The organism is Streptomyces sp. NBC_01267 (assembly GCF_036241575.1).
GTDB lineage: Bacteria > Actinomycetota > Actinomycetes > Streptomycetales > Streptomycetaceae > Streptomyces.
The window spans coordinates 389875-413485 of sequence record NZ_CP108455.1; the positions used below are offsets into that span (position 1 = coordinate 389875).

Below are 23611 nucleotides of genomic sequence, written 5' to 3' on the forward strand. Positions count from 1 at the left end.
GCTGACACTGTCAGCGAAGTAGATGACCTGCTCAGCTTGGCTCTTTTCCAGGCCAGGTACAGATAACGGCCTGTTCATCAGTCAGAAATTCCACCGGCATGCGGCGGACGGTAGCCAGCCCCCACCAGTGATCGAGGATCTTCCGGAGAACCCCGCACCGCACCGATCACCTGTGCTAGGCCGTGTATCGGAAGTGGATCTCGAACGGTGCGGCGAAGGTTCAAATCGCGGTGGGAGATCCAAAGTAGATCAGTCATTGACGGCGACCGGGACCCGATCGACACAGCCGCAGTAGCACAACAGAAGCAGCAGTGGGCCCGTGGTGTCGGTCGGCACCGTGGGCCTACGTGCGTACGCCGATCATCAGTCCCAGATCAGCCTGCCGCCCTGAACGCGTCCAGTTGCGCCCTGCACCCCCGCAGAAATCTGCTCCATGAGGACGACCGTCTCGCTGAACAGAACGGTCAGTGACTCGTGAACTCCGAAGGATGGCGCATCCCCATCGCCGAATGAACCGATCTGACCGCTACGCACATCCAGGAACTTGCCGTAACAAGCATCATCGTCCGAGATGATCGGAATCCACTGCTCATGCCAGAAGGGAAACTCCGGATCGTCGGACGGGTCGTCGCGCTCGATCTCCATCTTGAAGTGGTACGTCCGTTCCATGGCCGCGAGTCCCAGCAAATCGCGGTTGCCGGGCACGACCCCCTCCGTGACACCCTCAGGGTCATTGTCGGACCCGGATGCCTGGAGCCACGTCCGAAGCTCGACCGGGAAAACGACGCACATGCGCTCCTCAGCCGCAGTGATCGCTGCCGGCGGAGCGGGAGCAAGGATCGACGACGCAGTCGTCGGTGCATTCGTCTCCAGCCAGTCCACCAATCGCTGCCACGCCAACTGCACGTCCCCCATGGTCATTCCTTCCTCTGAACGTCTACCTCACGGCCTGACGGCGCACCCTACGGCCCAGCAGCGAAGCACCCCAGGAGCGCAACGTCGTGCGCGAGGGCGACTTCGGCTGTGTGTTCTGCGGCATGAAACCTGGATCCCACCGCATGACAGCCGAGGGTCACAGCCACTCGTTGACGGCCGCGAGATGAGGACGGTCGCCTCGTAGCGGACCGCGAGCTTGTCGTACCTCGTGGCCACAGCTCGGTGTCTCTTGAGGCGGTTTGATACCGCACTCGACAGCGTGGCGCTCACGGTAGTCGACCGGGTCGAAACGTGGCGGCCGGCCGCCACGGGAGCCGCCTATTCTTCGGTTGCGCGCCTGGTCGGCCTTGTCAGGGATGGTGCAGCGGATGCCGCGGCGGCATAGGTAGGCGCGGTTCGCGCGGGCGGCGTACGCCTTGTCAGCGCGCACGCGATCGGGGCGGACACGTGGCCGTCCCGATCGCGTGCGCGAGGCACAACGGCTCCAGCACCGTCCACTGCTCGTCCGTGAGATCTCCACGCCCCATGAACCGGGATCATCCATTACTCAAGATCCATTTTCGATACACGGCCCAGGCGACCAAGATCAAGTCCTTAGCGCCAACGGCTGTACCGCTGGTCCCCAACGCCGTGTCAGGACCACGAAGCCGGGGCCGCGAACGTGACGTCCGCGGCCCGAACGGTGACCTCGGCCTCGCTGCCCAGGGCCCATGCGGCGACCCGTGAGACCGCAGCGGCCGGGATCTCCTCACTGATCCCGGGCGCTGCCGGGACGTCGTGTGTCGCGTGGGCGTCGTACGGCAGGACGACGCGGTACCCCCGGGCCAGGGCCGTGCGGGCCGTCGCCTGGACGCACATCTCCGACATCGTGCCGCAGACGGCGAGCGACCGTACGCCCGATTCGGCCAACAGGCCACCCAGTGACGTCCCTTCGAAGCCGTCGTCCCTGGTCTTGCGGATCACGGCCTCCGTGAGGCCGGGCTCGACGGGGTGGTGGAGTGCCCAGCCGGGCGTGTGTGGCTCGTCGTCCGCTCCGGGCCGCCCGTCGTTCTGCACGTGGACGACGAGCGCCCCGCTGCTTCGCGCCCGCCTGATCAGGTCCGTCGTCCGGTCCAGGAGCCGGGCCGCCCCGGGAACCGCCCTGGCCCCGGAGACAGCGGCCGACTGGACATCCACCACGATCAGGGCATCAACGATCAATGCATCAGCGGGAAGCGCGCGATGGTCCATGGCGTCATCATGAACGCGGGCGCCGCGCCCTTCCAGTGATTTCGGATCATCCCCGGCGGCCCACGCTCTCGGGCTCATCCCGCACGCCGACGACCGCGCAGTCCAGGGCCGCTGCTCTAGAAGACCGGTGGGCCTTGCTCGATGCGGTGCAGCACGGGTGCGAGCCGGTCGAGGTCGTCGCCGCTCTGCAGCTGCCGTTCGTCCCACCAGGTGGCACCGGCATCGATCAGCGGCCCGATCAGGTCGTGCGCCTTGGCCGGGGCCGCGGGGCTGACACCACCGAGAACCACCTCGAAGGGCCGGTCGTCCTGGGCGTCGCGGTGCTGCCCGACGTACGCCACCAGATCCCGGACCTGATCGGCCGGCGGAACCTGCCCGTGCCTGGCGGAGGTGAACAGCGGGACCGCGCCGTCCCAGCGGGCCGCTCGGCGCATCGGCGGGCGGTTCGGCCAGAATCCGGCGATCCAGACAGGGGGACGGGGGCGCTGCACCGAAGCGGGCAGCAGTGTCACGTCCCGGACCTGGTAGTGCCGTCCGTGGTGGTTCACCGCCTCACCCGACCAGTAGCGTTGCAGCAGGTCCAGGCCCTCGTCCAGGCGTTCCGCGAGTACGGCGGGGTCGGTGGTCTCGCCGAAGCTTCCGTACTCGTCCTCGATCGGGCCGCCGAGACCCGCGGCGAAGATCACTCTCCCGTTACTGAGGCCGTCCAAGGTGGCGACCTGGCGGGCGAGTTGATGCGGGCGCCGACGGGCTACCGGTGTGACCAGAGTGCCCAGCCTGATTCGGGACGTCGCCAACGCCGCGGCGGTCAGCAACATCCAGGGGTCCCCGAAGGCCCGGCCCTGGTGCATGCGTTTGTCGTGCACGACGTGGTCCCAGACGAACAGCCCGTCCCAGCCCGCCTGTTCGGCCGCGACCGCCACCTTCGCCACCGTCCTGGCGTCGGCGAAGTCCCCGAAGTTCGGAATGTTGATCGAGAAGCGCATTCCTGCATACTGCTCCGCCGCGACGGTCACGGCAATCGGTTGAGGGCGTAATGCCGCCACGCCCCGTCCACCGGGCCGGAATTGGCGCACAGTGATCGTGAAGAAGACACCGTGTCACCTGAATACTGTGACATCAGGGGCAGCCAGGGCCGACAGGGGCGTTGGCGACACCGGCCGGAGGTACGAGCATGGCGGACCCAGCAGCTGCGCGATCAGCCGCCCACGACGGCGGGAACGACCACCTCGGCGGCGGCGAAAAGGGCGGCAGCCGTGCCGTGTTCACCAGCGGCACGGCCACCCGTTCGCCAGGGCACCGGCAGCGCCATGCGGTGGTCGTCGGCGGAAGTATCGCGGCCCTGCTGACCGCTCGGGCACTGGTCGGGCATGCCGACCGGGTGACCGTCGTCGAACGTGACCGCTTCCCGGACGGTCCCGGGCAACGTGCGGGTGTGCCGCAGGGCAGGCACATCCATGTCCTGCTGGAGGGCGGCGCACGGGCCATGGAGGAACTACTGCCCGGCATCGTCGCCGAGTTGAGCGAGCACGGCGCACCCCGGGTCGGAATGCCCCGGGACCTCGTGCAGTGGCAGGCCGGACGCTTCTACCGCCGTACCACCACGACGGCCGATCTCCTCACCGGCTCCCGCCCCTTGCTGGAGTGGCTGGTCCGGCGACGCGTCCTGGCCGATCCGCGGATCACCGTGATGGAGGGCACGGAGGTCGTGGGACTGCTCGGCGACGCGGCTCGCGTACGGGGCGTCCAACTGCGTGAGCGCGGCGCGCGCACCCGTACCGATGTACGGTCACTGACCGCCGATCTGGTCGTGGACGCCTCGGGTCGCGGGTCGCGCGCCCCGCAGTGGCTGGCTGCCATCGGCGCCGATCCCGCACACGAGGAGCGGATCGACACGGGCCTGTCCTACGCGACCAGGATCTACCGGAGCCCCGAGGACGCGGAGGGAGTGGAGACCGCCGGCTACTACTTCATCCCCGGTGGCGGAACCGAACGGGGCGCGGTCGCCCTGCCGTTCGAGGACGGCAGATATCTCGTCACCCTGTCGGGGCTCCGTGGGTGTGAGCCGCCTTCGGACGAGGACGCCTTCACCGAATTCACCGCGCGGCTCGCCCATCCGGTGCTGTACGAGTGGCTGTCGAAGGCCCGGCCCGAGTCCGCCGTACATTCCTTCCGCTCGACGGCCAATGTCCGGCGCCGCTACGACCGTCCAGGCCGCCGCCCGGCCGGATTCCTCGCCACCGGGGACGCGCTGTGCGCCTTCAACCCGGTGTACGGGCAAGGTATGACGGTTGCCGCGTTCGGTGCGCTCGCACTGCGGGACGCTCTGGCCGACCGACGTCGGACGCCTACCACACGGCGCGTCCAGAAGGCGCTGCTCCAGGCCTCGCGGCAGGCATGGGACATCGCGGCCGGCGCCGACAAGAACCTGCCGGCCGCCCGGGGCAACGTACGCGCCGGACGTGCGGTCGAACGGCCCGCGGTCTGGTACATGGCCCGGGTGGTCGAGCGGGCTCCGAACAACCCGGTGATCGGCACGGCGTTCCGTGGCGTCTGTGCGCTGGCCGAACCGACCAGCGCACTCTTCGCACCCGCCGTGGTGCGCGCGACCCTCTTCGGCGCGCTCCGCCCCGCGCTGACGGAACCGCCCTTGCGGCCCGAGTCCGTGGACGGCTGATCCCGGGTCGCCGCGTTCCCGGTGGCTTTCGCGGCGTTCTCCGTGGTCCGGACGGTCGGGAGCGAAGCCCCTGGGCCGACCCCGGCCAAGCTGGTCCAGACCTATTGACGGCAGGTCTGGACCACTTTACGTTGAGTGGATCGCGGAGCCCTCGCGTCCATTTGTCAGGTCCACGCCATTTCTTGTTTCCGGTTCACGAAGGGACACGACATGATCCGTCGTACGACACGCCTCCTGGGGGTCGGCCTCGCGACGGCCGCCGCCGTGCAGATGCTCGTCGCAGCAGCGCCCCGCTCCACCCCGAGCGACGACACCTGCGCGGTCAAGTCGAGGCCCGCCGGCAAGGTGCTCCAGGGGTACTGGGAGAACTGGGACGGCGCGTCCAACGGTGTGCACCCGCCGCTGGGCTGGATCCCGGTCACCGATTCCCGCATCACCGACCACGGCTACAACGTGATCAACGCGGCCTTCCCGGTCATCCGTTCCGACGGCACCGTGCTGTGGGAGGACGGCATGGACTCGACCGTGAAGGTCCCGACGCCGACGGAGATGTGCCAGGCCAAGGCGTCCGGCCTCACGACCCTGATGTCCATCGGCGGGGCGACAGCCGGTATCGACCTCAGCTCCAGCGCTGTCGCCGACCGGTTCGTCGCGACGGTGGTACCGATCCTGAAGAAGTACAACTTCGACGGCATCGACATCGACATCGAGACCGGCCTCACCGGCAGCGGCAACATCAACGAACTGTCGGCCTCGCAGGCCAACCTCATCCGCATCATCGACGGCGTGCTCGCCCAGATGCCCTCGAACTTCGGCCTCACGATGGCACCCGAGACCGCCTACGTCACCGGGGGCAGCGTGACGTACGGCTCGATCTGGGGCGCGTACCTGCCCATCGTGAAGAAGTACGCGGACAACGGCCGGCTCTGGTGGCTGAACATGCAGTACTACAACGGCAGCATGTACGGCTGCTCCGGCGACTCGTACTCGGCCGGAACGGTGGAGGGCTTCACCGCGCAGACGGACTGCCTCGACAAGGGGCTCGTCGTCCAGGGCACCACGATCAAGGTTCCCTACGACAAGCAGGTGCCGGGACTCCCCGCCCAACCCGGCGCCGGTGGCGGCTACATGTCGACCGGCCAGGTCGCCCAGGCCTGGGGCAACTACAACAACGGCCTCAAGGGGCTCATGACCTGGTCGCTCAACTGGGACGGGTCGGCGAACTGGACATTCGGCGACAACGTCAAGTCCCTGCAGGGGCGTTGATATCCAGTACAAGGATCGGCCCGTGACGGCGCGGTGGGTGCGGAGGTCGGCCGCACCCACCACCGCTACGGCGGCGGCCGATCAGCAGGACAAGTTACCGCCCGCACTCGTGCCGAGGACCCCGACGAACTTCTGATAGAGGTTGATGCGGTCCTGGCGCTCGCCCGGGTTCTTGCCGTTGCACTCCAGGGCGCCGTTGATGCTGCGGATCGTCTCGCCGAAGCCCTTGTTGTGGACCATCGCGTCGTGCGCGGTCATGCTGCCCGCGCCCTTCTGGCTGTTCCAGAACCACAGACCGGTCTTCCACGAGACCGCGGCGTCCCGCTCCACCTTGTACGGGTCGTGCAGCAGGTCGATGTGCAGCGCGTCACCGGCAGCCTTGTAGTTGAAGTTCCAGCTCAGCTGCAGCGGGCCGCGCCCGTAGTAGGCGCTCTGCCCGGCCGGACAGCCGTACGGCTGCGAGGCGTCGCAGTAGTGGCTGTAGTTGGCCTTGTTCTGCTCGACGACATACTTCAGACCGCCGGTCTCATGGCTGACGTTCGCGAGGAAGGCCGCCGCCTCACGCTTCTTGGTCGTCTCGTCACCGGTATTGGCGAAGCCGGGGTAGGCCCCCAGGGCGGCGGTGAGCCCCTGGTACGTGTAGAAGGAATTGCGGCCCGGGAACATCTGGTTGAACTGGCCCTCGCTGACCACGAACCCGGCGCGGACGCTCTCGGATCCGGTGGCAGCCGAGGCAGTCAGCTGCCCGACCAGAGTGAGCGAACCGGCGAGGGCAGCGGAGGCCATCAAGGCAGTGATACGGCGTACGGACATTTTCATACTCCTTGCGCGGCTGGATGAGCCGCCGAAGCCGATCGATCGGATTTCTCCGGGTCCCGGAGCGAGACACCCGATGATCGTCCGCAGATCTTCCAGACATCAAGGGCAAAAGAAATGAACCACTCTCTTGGGTGAGTTGCCGGGCACGGCGCCAACCAGCCGTGTTCCGCGCCCGGTTGACCGGGACCCGATCCTCTCCGGCGCCGCGCGCATCGCCGCCCACCCGTCTCCGGCCGCCCGCACGCCTCGCGACGGCCACGGCCCCGCCCCCTCTGGCGCATATGTATTCGGCAAGGTGAGAATGTGGCTGCCGGGCCGTCCGGCGCACACGGCGGTACGGAGGCACGAGCTATGCGCGCCAGGGCGCAGGCGGACAGACACAGCGCAGCAGGCGACCCGTCCGGCCTCCTCCCCGTGCTGCGCCCGCCCAGGCTCGTCGGCCGCGAGGACGAACTCCGTTCCTTCACCGACGCGTTGGCGCAGCCACCGGCCGTGGTACTGGTCGAGGGGGAAGCCGGGATCGGCAAGAGCCGCCTGGTGCGCGAGGCGCTCGCCGGGCACTGCGGCACGGGGCGCCCGCTGATCGCCGTATGTCCGCCGTTCCGCGAAGCTCTCACCCTCGGCCCCCTGGTGGACGCGGTCCGGGACGCCTGTCCCGACGGGGTCGCGGGCCTCGCGCTGACTCCCCTCGCGGGCGCGCTGCGGCCCCTCCTGCCCGAGTGGGCCGACGACCTCCCGGCCGCGCCCGAACCGGCTGCCGACGCGGGCGCGGCCCGGCACCGCCTGTTACGGGCACTCGCCGAACTCCTCGACCGCCTCGGCGTCTCCCCTCTCGTGATCGAAGATGTCCACTGGGCGGACGACGCCACCCTCGACTTCCTGCTCTTCCTCACCTCCAGTCCCACTCGCGACCTCGGCCTCGTCCTCACCTACCGCCCCGAGGACGTCCCCTCCGACTCGCTGCTGCCCCGCCTGACGTCCCGGCCGAGCGCGGGCGTCCGCCAGACCCGCATCACCCTCGGTCCGCTCGACGTGTCGCGCACCGCCGAGCTGGTCTCCTCCATGCTTGACGACGAGCGGGTCTCCGAGGCCTTCTCCGCCTTCCTGCGGGAGCGCACCGACGGCATCCCGCTCGCGCTGGAGGAATCGGTCCGGCTGCTGCGCGACCGTGCCGACCTGGTCCGACGCGACGACGAGTGGGTACGTCACGCGCTCGCGGACATCGCCGTCCCGCCGACCATCCGCGACGCGGTCAGCGAGCGCGCCGCCCGGCTGGGGCCCGATGCCGGACGTCTCCTCCAGGCTGCCGCCGTGATCGGCGAACCCGCCGAGGAGTCCGTGCTGTTCAGCGTGAGCGGCCTGCCGGAGGAACGCGCCCGCTCCGCCGTCGAGGCGGCGATCCGCAGCGGGCTGCTGACCGACGACGACTTCGGCCGGGTCGCCTTCCGGCACGTGCTCGCCGTGCGGGCGGTATACGACGGCCTGACCGCGACCGACCGGCGCCGGCTGCACCGCAGGGCCGGGGACGCGCTGGAGACCGTCGGGCAGCCGTCCGCTTCCCGGCTGGCCCGGCACTTCCGTGAGGCGGGCGACACCGGACGATGGGGGAGGTACGGCGAACAGGCCGCCGATCTGGCCCTCGCCGCGGGTGACCACGCCACCGCCGTCGCCTTCCTCAAGGACCTGCTGGCCCGCCCCGGTCTGCCCGCCCCGGCCGTCACGCGCCTCGTACAGAAGATCCCGCTGCTCGCCATCGGCGGCTTTCCCGACCGGGCCGCGTTGATCCGTACGCTGCGCGCCTTCCTCGGCAGCGGCGCCCTGTCCCCGCGCGACAGCGCGGAGGTCCGTGCCCAGCTCGGCCGGCTGCTGATCGACGCCGGGGAGTACGGGGCCGGGACAGCCGAACTCGAACGGGCGCTGCCCGGCCTGTCCGACGAACCACTCGTCGTGGCCCGCGCCATGACCGTGCTCGGGGTACCCACCGGTTCCCCGGTGCCCGCCGCCCACCACCGGCGCTGGCTCGACCGCGCCGCGGAGCTCGTCGAACGTGAGGTCCCGCCCGCCGCGCGCCTGCCGTTCCTGGTCGACCACTCCAACGCGCTGCTCAGTCTCGGACAGTCCGACGGCTGGGCCGGTCTCGCTGCGCTCCCCGAGGACTCCGCTGACGCCGACCACGTACTGCACCTGGACCGCAGCAAGCTCAACGCGGGCGACGCCGCCATGCACTGGGGCCGCTACGAACAGGCCGGCCGGTGGCTCGACGACGCACTCGACCGTGCCGAGCGCCACCACTTCCAGGGACTGCACGATCTGATCAGGGCGACCCGGGTCCACCTGGACTGGTTCACCGGCCGCTGGGACGGCCTGGCCGGACGCGCGGCGGCGCTGGCCGATGTCGGCTCGGAGCCGCGGGTCCGGCTGGAGGGAATGCTCCTGACCGGTCTGCGGAGCCGCGCCGACGGCGACCTGCGGGCCGCGGAGGAGAACCTCGACGAGGTGTTCCAGGAGGGTCTGCGGCGCGACGTCATCGAGATGCAGCTCGAACCGGCCGCCGCACTCGCCGGTATAGCCCTCGCCCGCGGCGACACCGACCAGGCGCTCGCGCTCACCGACAACGCGGTGCGGGTCGTGGTGGGCAAGGAGATCTGGCTGTGGGGCACCGAGGTACTGCCGGTGCGCGTCCAGGGGCTGCTGGCCGCGGGCCGGTCCGAGGAGGCCGAGCGGATCGCGGAGGGTTTCGCACGCGGGCTGCTGGACTGTGATGCGGCGGCGCCCGCAGCGGCGCTCGCCGTCTGCCGGGCGCTGCTCACCGAAGGCCCGGGGCGCCACCGTGAGGCCGCCGAAGCATGGGAGAGCGCTGCTGCGGCGTGGCGGGCACTCCCCCGCCCGTACGATGCGCTGCTCGCCTCGGAACGGGCGGCGCTCTGCCGGCTCACGGCGAACGGCAGCACCGAGGGCAGCGCCGATAGCAGCGCGAACGGCAGCCCGGAAAGCAGCGCGGACTGCTTGGATCAACTGAGCTCACTGCACGGCCAGTTGGTCACTCTGGGGGCGCGTGGTGACGCCGAGCGGATCGCCGGCACACTCCGGGAACACGGCAGAGAACCCCGGCCGGTGTGGCGTGGCGGCCGACGGGGGTACGGTGACCGGCTCTCGCCGCGCGAGACGGAGGTGGTCAGGCTGCTGCTCAACGGCCTGACCAATCGTGAGATCGCGGCCGTGCTGTGCCGCTCGCCCAAGACCGTCGCGACGCAGCTGAATTCGGCGATGCGCAAGCACGGGGTGACCTCGCGGACGGCGTTGGCCCTGGGAGCGGCGCGCGCCGGAGTGACTCCGGCGGACCCGGACATCTCGTAGCGGCCGGGGCGGGACCGGCGACAGGACGAACCGCCGACCGGCCTCGCGGAAGGTTTTTTGGGTCATCCGCCGCATCGCAAAGCCCGTGCCGCGCCGCCCATACTCCTGTGCGGACCACCTGTCCCCAACTCCCCCGCGAGAGCGAAACCGATCCTGTGAGCACCCCAGGCGACGCCTCCCGTCGCACCGACGGTCAGGACCCTCGTCCCGAACCACTCCCCGATCCGAGCGATTCCGCCGAGGCCCCCGCGGTGGAGCCGTCCGACGCTTCCGGTCCCCGGCAGCAGCCGCCGTCCGCAGCCACGGACGGCGGCTACGAACCGCTCTGAACGGCCGCCACTTCCCCACCGACTTCCCCTCCGTGTTCTCCCCCCGTGTTCTTCCCCGTGCTGAAAGGCTGCTCGCCTTGAGACCCAGTCGAGGGCGCATACGCGCCCGAACGTGCCTGCTGCTGGCCGGATGTCTCGGCTTCGCCGTCCTGTCCGCCGGACCGGCCTCGGCCGACCCGGCCACCCGCTCCGGCTCCGCCCCGACCGCCCCCGAGGCCCCGGCCGGCGGACTGGACCGGCCCGACTACGCACCCGCCGGCTGCAACTCCCCCGATGTCGCACAGGGCGTGGCCCGCTGCTTCGCCATGGTGAGGACCGGCTCGAACCACGCGATCAGGTCGGCCGTCTCGGGTCCGCCGGCCACCGCCCTCGGCCCGGCCGACATCAAGGCCGCCTACCACCTGCCCGACGGCGGCGAGGGCCGGACGGTGGCGATCGTCGACGCCTTCGGTGACTCCCACGCCGAGGACGACCTGGCCGCCTTCCGGAAGCACTACGGGCTCCCCGCGTGCACCACCGCCAACGGCTGCTTCCGCAAGGTCGACCAGAACGGCGGCACGGACTACCCCGCCGACGACACCGGCTGGGCCACCGAGACCGCGCTCGACATCGACGCGGTCTCCGCCGCCTGCCCGGCCTGCAAGATCCTTCTGGTGCAGGGCGATTCGGCCGATGTGAACGATCTCGGCGCCGGGGTCGACACCGCTGTCCGGCTCGGCGCCAAGTACGTGTCGAACTCGTACGGCATCGCGGGCGAGACCCCCGAAGAGGCCACGTACGACCAGCACTACGACCATCCCGGCGTCGCCATCACCGCTTCCACCGGAGACACCGGCCATGTGCAGAACTGGCCCGCGGTGAATCCGCGGGTCGTCTCCGTCGGCGGCACCACACTGGTCCGGGAGCCGGGCAGTGACCGCGGTTGGGACGAGTCCGCGTGGGCGTCCGGCGGCTCCGGCTGCTCGCTCTACGAGGCCGAACCGGCGTACCAGCAGAACCTGGTCACCGGGTGCGACACCCGGTCGACGGCGGACATCTCCGCCGACGCCGACCCCGCGTCCGGCCTCGGCATCTACGACACCCTCGGCAGCGACGGCTGGTTGCAGGTGGGGGGCACCAGCCTCTCCTCGCCGCTGGTCGCCGCCATGTACGCGCTGGCCGGTGACCCCGAGCCGGGTACCTACCCGGTGACCTACCCGTATCTGAACGGCACCGGGCTCAACGATGTCACCAAGGGCGGCAACGACTCCGACGGCACCTGCGAGGACATCACCTGCACCGCGGGGGACGGCTACGACGGCCCCACCGGTCTGGGCACCCCGGACGGTCTGCGCGCGCTGACGTTCGGCGTCAGCGGGACGCTCACCGGACGCATCACCGACAAGGCGTCCGGTGACCCGGTCGCCGGCGCCACCGTGCTCGCCGAGGACAAGGCCGACGGCCGCAGCTACCACACACTCACCGGCCCGGACGGCCGGTACACCCTGCCCGCCGCGGTAGGCACCTACGACGTGACAGCTTCCGTGTTCGGCTACGGACGGTCCGTGCAGTCGGGCGTCGAGGTCACCAAGGACACCTCGACCGGCACGGACCTCGCCCTGTCCAGGACACCCCGCCACCGGGTCACCGGCAAGGTGACCGACAACTCCGGCCACGGCTGGCCGCTGTACGCGGGCATCACCGTGGACGGCTACCCCTACGGCACGGTCTTCACCGACCCGGCCACCGGCAAGTACTCAGTCGATCTGCCGGACGGCGCCACCTACCGGCTGCACGTCACTCCGGTCTCACCCGGGTACGAGCGCACCGATCTCAGCGTCCCCGTCGACACGGCGGACGTACGGAGCGACGTCAAGGCCGTGGTGGACAGGTCAACGTGTGTGGCACCCGGCTACTCCTTCGCGGGCAGCGCCGACTTCGAGGGCTGGACCGGCACCGAGGCGGGCAAGGGCTGGAGCGTGACGGGCGGCGGAGCGGCTCACGGCTGGGAGTTCGACGCCCCGGGGAACCTGCCGAACCTCACGGGGGGCGACGGCAACTTCGCGGCTGCGGCCCCCCTCGCGTACGACTCCGGCAGCGAGGACACCACCCTGGTGTCGCCGGTCGTGGATCTGCGCGGCCGGACACCGGAGCTCCAGCTCGACACCGCTTACCTGATGTCCGACACCAGCTCCGCGGACATCGATGTGACCACTGACGGCGGCCGGACGTGGACCACCGAGTGGCACGGCGCGGAGAGCGCGGGCGGTCATCTCACCGTCCCGCTGCCGCACGCCGCCGACCGGTCCCGTGTCCAGGTCCGCTTCCACTACAAGGGGAGCGGGACGACCCTGTGGCAGATCGACGACATCCACATCGGTTCGTGCACGGCCACCCCCGGCGCATTGCTCACCGGAACCGTCTCGGACGCCAACACCGGTAAGCCCGTCAACGGTGCGACCGTGACCGACAAGGCCGCTTCCGACGCCCCCGCCGTCAGCACGGCCACCCCGGACGACCAGGCCACCGCGGACGGCCGCTACACACTCTTCGTCCCCGGCACCGGCCGGCACACCCTCGCCACCGCCGCGGCCCGGTACGCGACGTCGACCCGTACGGTCAAGGCCGGTACCGACCAACTGGCCCAGGTGGAACTGCCCTTGCAGACCGGTCACGTGGTCGCCACCTCCCGGGTGTCCCTCGACGCCGAACAGGGCCGCCGGGCGACCAGGACCGTCACCCTCACCAACACCGGCAGGGCGCCGGTACGGGTCGCTCTCGGCGAGCAGACCACCGCGCCGAGCGCGGGTTCGGCGGCCCCGAGCGCCTGGCGCACGATCGCCGACTACCCCGAGCCGGTCATGGACAACATCGGCGGCACCTACCAGGGCAAGCTCTACTCCGTAGGCGGGATCAACCGGGTCGTCGGAGCGACCATCACCCGGCACGGTTACGTCCACGACCCGGCATCCGACTCCTGGAGCAGGATCGCCGACCTGCCGGAGCCGCTGTCCGCGACGGCCGGGGGCTTCCTCGACGGCACGCTGTACGTGGCGGGCGGCATCGGCGGGGACGAACAGCAGCCGCGGTCAGCGGTGTACGCCTACCACCCGCCGAGCAACAGCTGGACCAGGGCCGCCGACCTGCCGACGGCCGTCGCGACGGCGGGCTCCGCGGTCATCGACGGCAAGCTCTACGTCGTGGGCGGCTGCACCGGGGAGAGCTGCGCCACCCCGCTCGCGTCGCTCTACCGCTACGACCCGGCCGCCGACCACTGGACCCGTCTGGCCGACCGTCCGCTGGCCATCGACTGGGCGGGCTGCGCCGGTGTCTCCGACGCGATCGACTGCGTCGGTGGCTACGGTTCGGAGGGCGCCACGGCGGCGGGATACTCCTACCACCCGCGGACCAACACCTGGACCAGGCTGCCCGACGCACCGTTCACCGCGGCTGCGGCGTCCGTCGTGGGTGCCAACGGCAGGCTGCAGGTCATGGGCGGCTACGAGGTGGGCGCGTCCCTCAGGGACGCGGCCGAGTACGACCCGGTGTCCAACCGCTGGACCCGGATGCCCGCCACCGGCCAGGCGTCATGGCGCGCCGCCTCGGCTTGCGGCCTGTACCGGATCGGCGGTGGCGGGAGCGGCAAGTCCACCAACGTGGGCACCACGGGCGCCCAGTTGCTTCCCGGTTACGACCAGTGCGAGGGCGACGACGTGTCCTGGCTGTCGGAGAACCGCACCCGGTTCACCATCGCCCCCGGTCACTCGGTCGAGGTCCGCGTGACCGCGGACGCCGGAGCGGTCGCCTCGCCCGGCCGGTACAAGGCGGAACTGACCGTCGGCACCGACTCCCCGTACACCGGCCAGACCATTGCGGTCGTCCTGCAGGCCGACCCGGCGAAGGGACATCACCACTGACCCCGTGAAGGGCCCTGCACAACCCCCAGCACAGCCCCCTGCACAGGCCCCTGCACAGCCCTGACCGCCCGCCGGGAGTTCCTCGTTCCGTCGCCCCTTCTCCGGGGCGGCGGCGGGGTTCCGGCGGGCGGTCCGTCGTTCGCCCGGCGGCTCGACGGCGCCGGCGGGCAGGAAGCTTCGGTCAGCTCCGTACGGTGAAGCCGTCGACGATCATGTACTGGCCGCTCTTCATCACGCCCGTGAGGGTGTGCACGCCCGGGGAGAGCCCGCTGACCGAGTAGAGCGTCTTCTGGTACTCGCGCGTATCGCTGGTGGCGTCGACGGTCTTCCGGAAGACCCCGTCGACGGAGATGTCGATGGTCCCCTCGTCCGCGTTGAGCTCGGTGAGGAGGTCCGCTCCGGTCCCGTTGAAGGTGAAGGAGAAGGAATCGCCCACGGCGGTGGTCGCGTCGATGTCGTCCTGGAAGGAGTTCAGACCGCCCGCCCGTGCGCCCCTCCATCCCCAGCCGGCCCCCGTGTAGGTGACACCGGCTGTGTTGTTGTACTGCTGGGCGCCGGTGGGCTTGACGAAGGTGACGGTGGTCGCGGACTGGGCGCGCCAGATCAGCGCGGTGACGGTGCTGCCGGGGGCGAGCCGGTTGTAGACCGTCCAGAAGCTGTCGCGGTCCGTCACCGCGGTCCCGTTCACCTCCCGGATCACGTCGAGGGGCCGCAGTCCCTGCCCGTAGGCGTACGAGGTGGAGGGCACGGCCTGCAGGTAGAGACCGTCGAAGTCGCCGAGCCCGACGGCGGACTGGGTGGCCTTGTCGTAGACCTGCCGGACAGTGGCTCCCATGAGCGGTTCGGGCTGCGTCTGGATCACGGTGTCGGGTACGGGAGCGGCCGGCCAGGTGACCGCGGGAGGTGTCGCCTCTCCGGCGGTTCCGGTGCCGAACCGGTCCATGGGGAAGTTGACGAAGCCGAGGGCCACCGCGGGAGAGCCGGACGCGAGGGTGTAGTCCGTCATCCCGGGAGAGTCCCAGGGAGATCCGTGGGTGAACTGCGGGTCCGCGGTGACGGAATGGGCGTCCAGCTTGGCGGCGCTCCACACGTCGGGCAGTGCGACCGGCCGGTCGTTGTCCCAGAACAGGTTCTTGTCCACGGTGTACTTCGCGGCGGCCGGATCGCTCCCGGTGAGCGAGTAGGGCGAGCCGGTCAGGATGACGTTCCTGGTGAGGGAGTCGTCGTTGTCGCGGTGCGAGATCTGCTCGTAGACCGATCCGTTGACCAGGATGTTGTTGCTGACCGTCCGGCGGAAACCGTCACGCAGTTTGATGCCGGCGTTGAGCAGGAGGTTGTTCTTCACGATGTAGTTGCTGGAGCCGTCGTCCAGGTCGATGGCCCATTCGCTGTTGTGCCAGATGCGGTTGTTGCTGATGGTGATCGGCTGGACGACATCGAGCAGTGCATAGCTCTTCTGCAGGGCGTCCGACTCCGCGCTGGGGTTGATGCTCGGACCGGCGATGGGCCAGTACCTGTCCCGGCCCCAGGCGTTGATCGGCCCGTGGTCCGAGGTCTCCTTCACGCAGTCGAAGATGTCGTTGTACTGGATCCGGTGGCCGCCCCAGGTGCCGTCGTTGATGTTGACGCCCGACCGGGGACTGCCGTGAATGGTGTTGTGGGCGACCGTGACCCGGCTGCTCATCGAGATGTTGACGCCGGCGCTCTGCTTCTCGAAGCGGCCCATGTCGGCCATGCTGTTGTAGCTGACAGTGATGTCGCGGGGGTAGTCCTCGGTTCTCGGACCGGGGGTCAGGTCGGTGGGCGGATCGACCATGTGCGCCCAGGTCGAGGGATTGCGCACCGCCTCGGTGGAGCCGACGACCTGGACGTCGCTGGCACCGGAGCCGGTGAAGCGGTTCCTGGTGATGACGTCGCCCTTGTTGTACCCGTCGACAAAGACGCCGTTGCCGCCGACCTGGGCGAAGGCGGAGCGGGAGACGGTGATGTTCCTGGCGTTCTTGAGATGGACGGCGCCGGCCCGCGCTATGGCCCAGTCGCCGAGTTGCAGCGGCTCGTAGGGGGTGTCGAACAGTGTCCGGTGTGTCTCGGTGTAGGTGAAGCCGTCGAACGTGAGGTCGTGCACCGGCTTCGCGGCGGACGAGCCTTCGACACGGACGAGTTCGTCCAGTTCCGCCGTTTCCACGGTGGCCGAGGAGAGATCGGTCCCGGCCGGGGGTATCACGTACAGCTTCCCGGCAGCCTTGTCGTAGAACCACTCGCCGGGCGCGTCGAGTTCCTCGAAGATGCCTTCCGCCACGACGTGGTTGGTGTCCACGTCGCCACCGCGGTTGTTGTCGCCGACCCACTTGGTCTGCAGGGCGGAGTTGCTGCGCCCGGTGATCGTGTAGTCGTTGCCGCCCCAGTCGGACGAGTGCAGTCCGCGGATGTCGCCGGTGGTGGGGTTCTTCCAGGCCGCGGAGCGTGCGTTCAGGGTGGCCATGGTGGTGGAGCCGCCCAGCACCGCGGTGTTGGGGTCGAAGTTCGGGAACCGGGCGAGCACCTGCTGGGTTCCGCCCACGAACAGCCCGTCGATCTTCAGGCCGGCGCCGACCTTCGCGACCTGGACCGCGGAGTTGTGCGGGTCGGCCGACCATGCGGCCGTCACCCGCCGCCCTCCGCTCAGTACGGCCTTCTCGCCCGGGTAGGAGGAGTACGTCACGGGGGCGGACGCCGTGCCGGAGTCCGCTTCGTCGAACGTCAGCGTGCCGGCGAGGTGGTAGGTGCCGCCGCGGACCCATACGTGGACCGCTCGGCCCTTCCTGGTTGCCTTCCGTGCGGCGGTCCGGGCAGCCGCCAGGGTCCGGAACGGCTTGTGCAGGGACCCGGAGTTGTGGTCGTTGCCGCTGGTAGACACGTAGAGGCTGGTCCCTGACGGCCCGTGGGCCGCCCACGCGTCGGTCGCGGTGAGCGCGGGGGCGCCCAGCGCCACGGCCGCGAGTACCGCCACTGCGGCAAGCCGCTTCGGGGCGGCTCTGCCTCCTGGTCTGCGAGTTGAGCTGCGGTGCACGTCTGACACTCCCTGACAAGGTAGGCCGAACTCCGCGTCGCCGTACGGACGCGATGGTGCGGAACTCTGCTCTCCGTCGCCATTGAGTGTCAATAGATCCGACGTTGCATGCGGGATATCGCCCCAAATCCAGGATGATCACGGCAATGCTCGGCCAGTGCTCCGATGACTACCGGTCAGGGATACGTCACTGCCGCTCTACTCGTGCTTCGTACCGTTGTGCCGGGCCCATGGGTGCCGCAGGTGGATCCAGACGTCCCGGGCCCGCCGTCCGGCCTCGGTGCGGCTGGCCGCGACGAGCGAGCGCGCCTGGTCGACGCTCTCCACCATGGGGCCGGATCCCAGCAGCGGCTTGCCCGCCGTCTCGTGCAGGAAGTAGGTGGAGACGAGTCCGACGACGCCCGCGACCATCAAGTAGTAAGCAGGAACCATGTCGTTCCCGGTCGCCTCCACCAGCGCCGAGGCGACCAGGGGCGTCGTACCGCCGAAGAGGGAGACCGATACGTTGAACGAGATCGACAGGGCCCCGTAGCGCAGCCGGGTCGGGAAGAGCGCGGGGAGCGTGGACGCCGAGGTACCGGCGAAGCACACCAGCAGCAGCCCCAGGATGAGGCAGCCGAACGCGGGCAGCAGAATGCCGCCCTCGCGGATCAGGAGCATCGCCGGGAACGCCAGGACGATCAGTGCGATGCTGCCCGCCATGAAGACGGGCCGGCGCCCCCAGCGGTCGGAGGTACGGCCCACGGTGGTGATGGTGAGCACCACCACGATCATGGTGCCGAGCACCAGCAGCTGGGCGGTGAGGGCGTCCTGACCGAGCGTCTCCGTCATGAAGGTCGGCAGGTACGAGGTCACCATGTAGTTGGTGACGTTGTAGAGCAGGACCAGCCCCATGCAGACGAGTACCGCCTGCCAGTGCTGGGTGAAGATCTCCTTCAGCCGCCCCTTGCCGGACTGCCGGGCCACCTCCACGGGGTCCTCGTCGCCCTCCGGGTGGGGTTCGCGCGCGTACTGGGCGGCGTTCTCCTCCGCCTGCTGCTTGAAGGCCGGGGTCTCCTCCAGCCGCAGCCGCATGTACAGGCCGATCAGCCCGAGTGGTCCGGCGATCAGGAAGGGCAGCCGCCAGCCCCAGTGCACCATCCCGTCGTGGCCGAGGGCGGCGGTGAGTACCGTGACGATGCCGGAGCCGAGCGAGTAGCCGACGAACGTGCCGAAGTCCAGCCAACTGCCCAGGAATCCGCGCCTCTTGTCCGGTGAGTACTCGGCGATGTAGGTGGTGGCGCCTGCGTATTCACCGCCCGTGGAGAAGCCCTGGACGAGTCGGCAGACGAGCAGCAGGATCGGTGCGGTGAACCCGATCGAGTCGTAACTCGGCAGGAAGGCGACGGCGAACGTGCTGATCGCCATCATGATCATGGTGGCGGCGAGTACCCGTTTGCGGCCGATCCGGTCGCCGAGCGGACCGAACACCAAACCGCCCAGGGGCCGGACGAGGAAGGCCGCGGCGAAGGTCGCGAAGGTGGAGACCACCTGGGTCCCCGGCGAGCTCGACGGGAAGAACACTTCACCCAGGATGCCCGCCAGATAGGCGTACACCCCGAAGTCGAACCACTCCATCATGTTGCCGAGCGCGGACGCCGACACGGCCCGGCGCACCTCAGGCTTGTCGGTGACCGTCACGTCCCCGGCGCTCAGCGACCTCTTGCGCCGCCGCAGCAGGATGCGAAGCAGCCGGTCGTTCGCGGAACCGGCTCGACCGGCCGGGCGTGTGCCTCGTCGGGGGCGTCCCGTGCTCATGTGATCCCGTCCGTCGGGCGGCTTCGCCGCGTTCGTCCTCGCTCCGGTCCCCCTCCGACCAGTTTCAGCGGAGAACCGCGGGAATCCGCGCGGCGGCGCGCCTTCGGGTACGACTGAACTGCGGGATCAGCGGTTCGCTGTCGCGGACGCTCCGTTCAGGTCCTGGTGGATGACGCGGGATGCCGTCTCGATGGTGCCGACGCCGTACTTCATGGTCTTGTTGCCGCTCGACAGCACGGCCATGCCGTAGTCGTGGCCGCTCCCGGTGAATGCGCCGACGCTGTGGACCCGCCATGCGTCGTCGGTCGTCCGCGACAGCCAGCCGTTCTTGACGTGGGCCGTGGCCGAGGCGGGAGATCCCGCGGGGACGCCCCAGCGCTGGTCGGCGGCGACATGGCTCATCAGCCCGAGGGCGTAGTTGCGTGCCGATGTGTCGAGCACCGCGTTCTCCGTGGTCAGCAGCCGCATCAGGGTGACCTGGTCGGCGGCGGTGATCTGGGTGAGGCCCCACGATCCGCCCGCGCCCGGGACCGTGTCCCGCATCTTGGCCAGGTCCAGGAAGTGCTGGATGCCCTTCGGCCCGATCTGGCGCCACAGGGCGGAGGTCGAGTCGTTGTCCGACTCGGTGATCATCGCGGTGGTCAGTTTCACCTCGCGCGGTGTGAGATCGCGGTGCGCCTCCCCGGCCTGCCGCAGCAGCGCGCCGAGCACCGTGACCTTCACCACACTGGCCGAGTCGAAATGCGTGTCCGCCCTGAGCTCACAGCTGGTGCCGGTGCTCCGGTCATAGACGGCCAGCGCCGATGCGCCTTGGCGTCCCTTGAGCGCGTGGGCGATGTCACGCGACAGTTCGGGGGCCAGACCCGGCACCTTCGAGGTGCATACGACCGGCGAGCCCCCCACGGAGGTACTCGCGGCAGGGGCCGGGGCCGCGGCGGTGAGCGCGGTGAGCACTGCCCCGGCGGCCAGGGAAGCGGCCAGTCCGCGCCGTGCGCAGCGCGATATACGTGATCGGTGCATGAGCGTGTGTCCTGTCCCGCTGTGGGTCGGGGGCCGTACGGCCGGACCTCGCACGGCCGGCTGGAGCGCCGGTCTGCCGCTGTCCTGCCGGAGTCACGCCCGGCAAGGGGGCCGAACGGGCCGTCCGGCGTCGCGGGGCCCGTGGAGGAGGTCGCCGATCCGGGAGGCCGATCCGCCGTGCAGCTCGGCTCGGGTCCCGTTCATGGGTCAGGACAACCGTACGGGCAGCCCGGACGGACACAGCGAGAAATTCGGGCTATTTGTCCGAAATGAGAAGTATGTCGCTACGTGATGTTCATCAACCCGCGCGGCCGTCGGGTCGGCGCGTGCACCCGGGCCTCCGGCGCTGTCCGCGCAGGGGAACAGCGCCGGAGGCGTGGCGGGCTCAGCGGATGGTTCCCGTTGCCGGGTCCAGGACCTTCTCCGTGAGGAGTTCCAGGAGGCGGCGGTCGTCGGCCGCCGTACCGCGCAGGCCGGGCGAGTCCGGGTTGGTGTCGAGAAGCAGGTGGGTGGCGCCCAGCTCGGCGAGGGCGGTGAGGTCCTCGCGGATCTGGTCGACCGTGCCGTGCCCGACCGGGTGCTCCCCGTCGAGCCGCGCCTCGGTGATCCGCACCTGGAGCCGGGGTACGAGCGCGGGCGTCGGCCGCTCCGCGCGTTCCGCCTGCTCCGCGAGCACCGGGAGCGCCGCGCGCATCGCGGACAGGGTCGCCAGATAGGGGTGCCAGCCCTCGCCGAGCCGGGCGGCACGCCCGAGCGCCGTCGCCGAGTTGCCGCCCACCCAGACCGGCAGCCGCGGCGCGGTCGCGGGGGCCGGAGCGGTGCGCACCCCCTCGTACGAGACGTACTCGCCCCGGAAGGTGGTGGGGTCTTCGGACCAGGCGGCGCGGATCGCGGTCAGGTACTCGTCCGTGATGCGGCCCCGCTCGGCGAACGGCACGCCCAGAGCGGCGTATTCGGCCCGCGACCAGCCGACGCCCGCGCCGAGGATGAACCCGTCGGCGTTCAGGCAGTCGATGTTGGCGGCCAGCCGGGCGGTGTGCAGCGGGTGCCGGTAGGGGATCACGGTCACCGTGGTCCCGAGTGTGAGTCCGGGCACCCGTCCCGCGATGTGGGACGCGAGCACGAACTGGTCGTAGAACGGGGCCGGGTACGCCTCTTGCACATCGGCGGTCACCGCGACGTGGTCGGAGATCATCGCGAACGAATACCCCAATTCCCTTGCGTCCACTGCCTGTTGCAGGAGTGTGGCAGGAACGGTACCGGGGCCGAAGTTGAGAATGTTCACGCCGAATTTCATCCGCAGAGCCTAACAACCCGGCCTCCGCCCTCGCGGTCTCGCCTGATCCGACAGTCCCGCATGGCCCCGGCCCGTGGAGGGAACGGACCGGTGCCGGTGGGACGGCCGGCGGTTCAGCCCTGGGGGCCCAGATCTGCCGTGTCGAGGATCTCGATCCGCTCGCCCGGCCGGTGCAGTTCGAGGATCACGAGCTCGTTGCGGCCGGCCCGCCACACCGGCGCGGGGGCGTAGAGCGTGCGCTGGGGGCCGCGGTCCCAATAGCGGCCCAGGGCGAAACCGTTGAGCCAGACCTGGCCCTTGGTCCAGCCCGGCAGGGCGAGGAAACCATCGGCCGGAGCCGGGATCTCCACCTCTGCCCGGTGGAAGGCCGGGCCTTCGACGGCTTCGGGTGCCCCGAACCGCAGGGCGCTCGGATCGGTCAGCGGGAGAGGGCGGATCTCCCAGCCGGACTGGTACTGGGTGTCGATCCGGACCCCGCCGCTGATGCCCTTGCGATCCTCCAGCCAGGGGCCGTAGTTGACCCGCCCCATGTTCTCCACCAGCAGGTCGAGCTGGGCTCCGGTCCCGGGAACGCTGATCGCCAGCGCGTCCAGTGGCCCGTCACGCTCCAGGAGACCGATCGGCTCTCCGTCCAGGAACACCTGGGCCCGGTCGGCCAGGCCGTGCACGCGCAGGGTCGATTCGGGGAACGGCCCGCGCAGTCGGGTGCGGTAGTGGATCAGGCCGAGTGACTGGCCCAGCGCCTCCATCGGCTCGGGCGAGAGCCGGTGGTGCGGGGTGGACAGCTCGTCCAGGCAGTTCAGCAGCGCCACCGTCCCGCTCGGGCCGACCGTTTGCGGGGCGAGCCGGGCCGGCTGCGCGGGCGCCTCGTGCCCGATCGGGCCGCGGTACCGCTCGATGACCTCGCGGAAGACGTGGAACTTCTCGGTCAGCTCCCCCGCCTCCCCGACCGGAGCGTCGTAGTCGTAGCTCGTGCAGGTGGACCGGTAGTCGGATTCGTCGCGGTTGGCGCCGTTCCACCAGCCGAAGTTGGTGCCGCCGTGGCCCATGTAGAGGTTGACCGAGGCGCCCCGGGACAGCATCCGGTCAAGTTCCGCGCCGGCCTCGCGCGGGTCGCGGACGTGGTGGTGCTCGCCCCAGTGGTCGAACCACCCGTGCCAGTACTCGGAGCACATCAGCGGGCCGGCCGGCTGGTGGCGGCGCAGGGTGTCGAGCGCCTCCTCCGGCTGCGAGCCGAACGTCGCGGTGGCCAAGGTACCGGGCAGGATGCCACCGCGCAGCACTCCATCGGTGGGACCGTCGGCCGTGAACAGCAGGCAGTCCACACCGCGTTGGCGCAAGCCCTGCCGCAGGTGGTCGAGGTAGGCGGTGTCGGTGCCGTAACTGCCGTACTCGTTCTCGATCTGGACGGCGACCACTCGCCCACCCCGGCCGGCGAGGAGCGGGCGCAGAACGGGGACCAGCTGGTCGAACCAGGCGTCCACGGCGGCCAGATAGCGCGGGTCGCTGCGGCGCAGGCGCAGCGTGGGATCGGCGAGGAGCCAGGCCGGCAGGCCGCCGAACTCCCACTCGGCGCAGATGTAGGGGCCGGGCCGCACGATCACGTCCAGGTCGAGGTGTGCGGCGGTGCGGATGAAGCGGGTGATGTCGGCCTGACCGGAGAAGTCGGTCCGGTCGGGGGTCGGCTGGTGCAGGTTCCAGGCGATGTAGGTCTCGATGGTGTTGACGCCCATGGCGCGCAGTCGGCGCAGCCGGTCCTCCCACAGCTCGGGGTGGACCCGGAAGTAGTGGATGGCGGCGGAGATGATCTGGTGGGGGCGGCCACCGCGCAGGAACCCGTGGTCGGTCGTGGTCAGTTCGGCGTCAGGGCGAAGACGGGCCACAACTACTCCCTGTGGTCGAGTGGTTTCAGGTGCTGACAGTCGTCGTGGCGGTGGG

The 23611-nt window shown here is 70.1% G+C and carries 13 protein-coding genes and 1 pseudogene; 4 read left to right on the forward strand and 10 right to left on the reverse strand.

Annotation, left to right across the window (positions count from 1 at the left end; all coding sequences use genetic code 11):
- Window positions 1-363: 363 nt before the first annotated feature.
- From OG709_RS02015 to OG709_RS02030, 4 genes and pseudogenes are all read right to left on the reverse strand, one after another.
- Complete coding sequence (locus OG709_RS02015) at window positions 364-915, reverse strand: SMI1/KNR4 family protein (protein WP_329164533.1); 552 nt, start codon at window positions 913-915, stop codon at window positions 364-366.
- A gap of 180 nt (window positions 916-1095) precedes the next feature.
- Window positions 1096-1463 (reverse strand): annotated as a pseudogene (locus tag OG709_RS02020) (transposase); the annotation flags it as partial.
- Window positions 1464-1569: 106 nt separating this feature from the next.
- Window positions 1570-2166 carry an isochorismatase family protein gene (locus OG709_RS02025; protein WP_266644565.1) on the reverse strand — a complete coding sequence of 199 codons (597 nt, stop codon included), beginning with the start codon at window positions 2164-2166 and terminating at the stop codon, window positions 1570-1572.
- 116 nt (window positions 2167-2282) lie between these two features.
- Window positions 2283-3152 carry an LLM class flavin-dependent oxidoreductase gene (locus OG709_RS02030; protein ID WP_250299894.1) on the reverse strand — a complete coding sequence of 290 codons (870 nt, stop codon included), beginning with the start codon at window positions 3150-3152 and terminating at the stop codon, window positions 2283-2285.
- Window positions 3153-3340: 188 nt separating this feature from the next.
- Here OG709_RS02030 and OG709_RS02035 point away from each other — a divergent pair, with 188 nt between their 5' ends.
- Window positions 3341-4843: an FAD-dependent oxidoreductase gene (locus OG709_RS02035; RefSeq protein ID WP_266644564.1), complete on the forward strand. Its 1503-nt coding sequence runs from the start codon at window positions 3341-3343 to the stop codon at window positions 4841-4843.
- Between the two features lie 210 nt (window positions 4844-5053).
- The gene (locus tag OG709_RS02040) at window positions 5054-6109 is read left to right on the forward strand and encodes a chitinase (RefSeq protein WP_401274315.1); all 1056 of its coding nucleotides are present in this window, start codon (window positions 5054-5056) and stop codon (window positions 6107-6109) included.
- 81 nt (window positions 6110-6190) lie between these two features.
- On the opposite strand, the gene OG709_RS02045 is transcribed toward OG709_RS02040, so the two are convergent.
- On the reverse strand, window positions 6191-6922 hold the full coding sequence (locus tag OG709_RS02045; RefSeq protein WP_250299898.1) for a chitinase: 732 nt from the start codon (window positions 6920-6922) through the stop codon (window positions 6191-6193).
- A gap of 357 nt (window positions 6923-7279) precedes the next feature.
- Here OG709_RS02045 and OG709_RS02050 point away from each other — a divergent pair, with 357 nt between their 5' ends.
- On the forward strand, window positions 7280-10285 hold the full coding sequence (locus tag OG709_RS02050) for a helix-turn-helix transcriptional regulator (RefSeq protein ID WP_329164540.1): 3006 nt from the start codon (window positions 7280-7282) through the stop codon (window positions 10283-10285).
- A 406-nt stretch (window positions 10286-10691) separates the two neighbouring features.
- Window positions 10692-14510 carry a kelch repeat-containing protein gene (locus tag OG709_RS02055; protein WP_329164542.1) on the forward strand — a complete coding sequence of 1273 codons (3819 nt, stop codon included), beginning with the start codon at window positions 10692-10694 and terminating at the stop codon, window positions 14508-14510.
- A 181-nt stretch (window positions 14511-14691) separates the two neighbouring features.
- Here the strand turns inward: OG709_RS02055 and OG709_RS02060 are convergent, their stop codons facing one another.
- From OG709_RS02060 to OG709_RS02080, 5 genes are all read right to left on the reverse strand, one after another.
- Window positions 14692-17499, reverse strand: coding sequence for a right-handed parallel beta-helix repeat-containing protein (locus OG709_RS02060; protein ID WP_266644554.1), 2808 nt, complete (start codon window positions 17497-17499; stop codon window positions 14692-14694).
- A 258-nt stretch (window positions 17500-17757) separates the two neighbouring features.
- The gene (gene proP / locus OG709_RS02065) at window positions 17758-19356 is read right to left on the reverse strand and encodes a glycine betaine/L-proline transporter ProP (RefSeq protein ID WP_374211245.1); all 1599 of its coding nucleotides are present in this window, start codon (window positions 19354-19356) and stop codon (window positions 17758-17760) included.
- A gap of 126 nt (window positions 19357-19482) precedes the next feature.
- Window positions 19483-20376: a serine hydrolase gene (locus tag OG709_RS02070; protein ID WP_329164544.1), complete on the reverse strand. Its 894-nt coding sequence runs from the start codon at window positions 20374-20376 to the stop codon at window positions 19483-19485.
- 385 nt (window positions 20377-20761) lie between these two features.
- Window positions 20762-21673, reverse strand: coding sequence for a TIGR03619 family F420-dependent LLM class oxidoreductase (locus OG709_RS02075; RefSeq protein ID WP_266644550.1), 912 nt, complete (start codon window positions 21671-21673; stop codon window positions 20762-20764).
- A 113-nt stretch (window positions 21674-21786) separates the two neighbouring features.
- Window positions 21787-23556 carry a glycoside hydrolase family 35 protein gene (locus OG709_RS02080; RefSeq protein WP_329164546.1) on the reverse strand — a complete coding sequence of 590 codons (1770 nt, stop codon included), beginning with the start codon at window positions 23554-23556 and terminating at the stop codon, window positions 21787-21789.
- Window positions 23557-23611: the final 55 nt, after the last annotated feature.